The organism is Leptolyngbya cf. ectocarpi LEGE 11479, assembly GCF_015207065.1.
GTDB lineage: Bacteria > Cyanobacteriota > Cyanobacteriia > Phormidesmidales > Phormidesmidaceae > Leptothoe > Leptothoe ectocarpi.
Genome location: NZ_JADEXP010000489.1, coordinates 1 through 3,575 on the forward strand (window position 1 = coordinate 1; position 3,575 = coordinate 3,575).

At 44.4% G+C, this 3,575-nt stretch carries 4 protein-coding genes; 2 read left to right on the forward strand and 2 right to left on the reverse strand.

Translation table 11 applies throughout. The annotated features are described in order from the left end of the window. Positions 1 to 412, reverse strand: a 412-nt coding sequence (locus IQ260_RS28830; RefSeq protein ID WP_193996508.1) for a hypothetical protein, incomplete at its 3' end; no start/stop codon positions are given. A gap of 642 nt (positions 413 to 1,054) precedes the next feature. Between IQ260_RS28830 and corA the strand changes: the two genes are divergently transcribed. Continuing rightward, entirely contained in the window at positions 1,055 to 2,173 is a 1,119-nt protein-coding gene (gene corA, locus IQ260_RS28835) for a magnesium/cobalt transporter CorA (RefSeq protein ID WP_228016528.1), read from the forward strand. A gap of 29 nt (positions 2,174 to 2,202) precedes the next feature. After that, positions 2,203 to 2,937 carry a carbonic anhydrase gene (locus IQ260_RS28840; protein WP_193996510.1) on the forward strand — a complete coding sequence of 245 codons (735 nt, stop codon included), beginning with the start codon at positions 2,203 to 2,205 and terminating at the stop codon, positions 2,935 to 2,937. A 28-nt stretch (positions 2,938 to 2,965) separates the two neighbouring features. Here the strand turns inward: IQ260_RS28840 and IQ260_RS28845 are convergent. After that, the coding region (locus tag IQ260_RS28845; RefSeq protein WP_228016529.1) for a hypothetical protein at positions 2,966 to 3,575 on the reverse strand (610 nt) is incomplete at its 5' end.

Consider the following 3,575-nt stretch of genomic DNA (forward strand, 5'->3'; position numbering starts at 1 on the left):
CTTCGTCACTTACTGCTGCACCCCCGATGGCAGTATTGGTAGTAATTTTGAAGTAATTTAAGTCAAAGGAACTGCCGTCAATTTTATTAACTACGATGGATTCTAGAAAGCCAAAACCTCCCTCATCCCAATGACCATGGATCACATCATTACCAACATTGTAGTAATTGCCAATATTATTAGCCCCAACCGGGGGAAATGGATTACCTGGAGGTCCAATATAGTCAAACCTTACTCCATCTTCCTCGTAATAGTCGACATTTGCGTAGTTTCTAGTCGTATCAGTTGTAGCCGTACTACCACCAAACTGATATACAGTTCCCCCGGTAAAGTCAATGAGTGCAGCATACGAAGGTTGGACAATACTAACGGGGGCGATTATGCCTAGCGCATATGCTAGTTTTAGCTTCATTTCTCTCTTAAGTAAGTTGATACCGTTGCTAATCTAAGAAATAAACCAATCTAAAAAATTCTCCACTAAACAATATTTTACAGATGAGTTCATACTGAAGCCCAGCAACGCCGAATTGATTTCGGTCAGTAAATTGAATGGACTGTCCCCCTCGAAGAGCATCAGTCGACAGCTAAATTTGGCTCTCAGCTGATGCTATGTTCAGAGTTTACTTATGCCCTCCCGTGAAAGCAAATCAGATTTGCTGGATGTTAAATGTTTTGTTACATGCAGCATTGTGACTTTTGATGATTAAGAGTTCAAACCGTCGTCAGTGATTTATCTTTCGGATAGGCTAAGTCCTATACAAAAGTCTGTAGTCAGCCCAGCAAGTTGCTTGTCATCTCTGGGCCAAAGCTTTAATTATTTCTTTCGATTTAATCTTGCTCGATAAGCTAAGACGTGGGCCAGCTGTAATGGTAAGAGTAAATAGGGTCGATCAAAGTTGCGATCGCTAACGTTAGCAATGATCCAATCTGTAACCGCCACTACTTTACAATTTCTCACTGCCACCATCATCCTGAGGATGAGCCATGCCAGATATCTTTTATCGATTTCTAGTAATAGTATTAGATGTCTACATCTGCAACAATTCTGCATCCCATGAAACATTTGCCGAGTGAAAAACAGCCCAGCAGCCGATTAGATTACTTTTATGACCTGCCCGGTACTGTTCCCGGCACCCTGAATGTGTCCAGTAGTCTAACCAGCCCACGGCTAAATTTAGTGGACTACAACGACACGGATATTAGCAGACTAGTTTTACAGTCTCCCTTTGAGTGTGCAACCTATTTAGACAGCGAATCGGTTTCATGGCTCAACATTCAAGGCATAGGCGATCTCCGTATGCTGCAGCAGCTAGGCGATGTGTTTCAGCTACACCCGCTGGTCTTAGAAGATATTGTCAATGTACCCCAGCGCCCCAAGGTTGAACGCTATGGCGAGCAGCTGTTGATTATTACCCACGTGGTAACATTCTTGCCTGCCTGTCAAGAGTTCACCAGTGAGCAGGTGAGTTTTATTCTTGGAGATAATTATTTGCTCACAGTCCAGGAGAAACCTGCCCACGATCACTTTGAACTGATTCGTACCCGCATTCAACAGGGCAAGGGAACTATTCGCAGGATGGGGGCCGACTACCTGGCCTACACGCTACTGGATGCCATTGTCGATGGTTTCTTTCCTGTCTTAGAAGCCTATGGCGAGCAGCTAGAAACCTTAGAGGATGAGGTGATGCTGCATCCAAATCAAAAAACACTGCAAAACATTTATCACCTCAAACGGGAGCTCTCCAACCTGCGTCATTTAATCTGGCTACAGCGAGACACGTTGGCTAGTCTGCTGCGGGACAAGGATAGTTTTACTACCCGCGATCTAGAAATTTATGTTCGAGACTGCTATGACCATGCTGTTCAGCTGTTGGATATTGTTCAAAGCTATCGGGAAGCCTGTGCCGGGCTGATGGAAATCTATCTGTCGGTGATGAGCAACCGGATGAACGAAGTTATGAAAACGCTGACGGTGATTTCTACTATCTTTATTCCTCTAACGTTTATCGCTGGCATCTATGGCATGAACTTTAATCCGGCTGCCTCACCTTTCAATATGCCGGAACTCAGCTGGTATTGGGGCTATCCCACCGTGTGGCTGGTGATGATTCTCATTGCTGGAAGCTTAGTATTCTTTTTCTGGAAGCGAGGCTGGTTTGAAAAGTCGTTATAAAGAGTCCGTATCCCTTAAAGCATGATTTTATGACATTTGTGGTTGGCCCTTCCTTATTCATCACACGACGTATTTTCCTGAAATTCTCCCTGACTGGCATTTTAGGCCAGAGTCTACCATGGAATTACGAAGGTGCATCGGGTCCTACTTACTGGGCTAATTTGTCCGCTGACTATCGCACCTGTAGTGACGGGCAACAACAGTCTCCCATCGATCTTGATATTACTCAGGCTACATCAGCCTCTATCCTCTTCGACTACCACTCTATAGCGATCGACTTGATCAACAATGGTCGTACCATTCAGCAAACTGGAGATAGTCGTTGCACCCTCACCCTCGATAGCGAAGTTTACCAACTGCTGCAGTTTCACTTCCATACTCCTAGCGAACACACCTATGGTGGTATTCACCATCCCATGGAGCTGCACTTAGTGCACCGACATGTTTCCACCGGAGCCCTTGTAGTTGTTGGGCTATGGTTAAAACCGGGGACAGAGCAGCCAGAGCTAACAGCTCTTGCTCAACATTTACCACAGCAGCCTGGGCAACAGATCCATACATCTGTTGCCATTAATCCTGCCAATTTATTACCCCAGAATCCTCGTTTGGTACGTTACAGTGGCTCCCTAACGACTCCCCCCTGCTCCGAAGATGTGATCTGGTTAATGATGACTACTCCCATCGAAGCATCAATTGCGCAAATTGAGACCTTTAGTCACCTGCTGGGTAATAATGCCCGTCCTCTACAGCGGTTAGGCTCCTAAAGCGAGAGCAAAAATCACGGCCTCTCCCTTAGGCGCTTTTCGATTTTCGTAACATCTGAAACCACTGATGCAGCAGCACCACTCGAATCCGATAGCAATCATAGCCATCTGGATGCTCTGTCTGTTCCACAATCCCAAAATTCTGCAGCACATGCACAGCATCTAAACATTGAATTTCCGAGATATTCAACTTTTTAGATAAAAATGCCAATAATGTTCTAGCTCTGAGCCAACCATCAGTACTATTGGATACCGTTGTCATCATACTTAATGCATTCAAAATATGATGGACCTTAGGTTTTGAATCATAAGATCGAAGTTCACCAATAATGCCATATTCAACATAGGCCTTTATGGGCTGATCCCGAAAGATCTTTCTCAAATGTAGCTGAGAAAAAGCAAAGGGTATTTTACGCTTTGCCAAAAGACTATTTTGACTGCTTGCCTTTTTAACTAAGAAGTTGGCAATCTTCCTCGACAAAAATGGATGTCCTCCGCTGAGGCGATGAACTTTATGGATCACCTGACGATCAAACTCCCACTGCATCAAACCGCTAAGACCGTTGATTAGCAAGGATGTTTCTAGTACAGAAAAGGGTTTCAAATACGATTCTTTGAAAAATCTATGTAGTGGATTT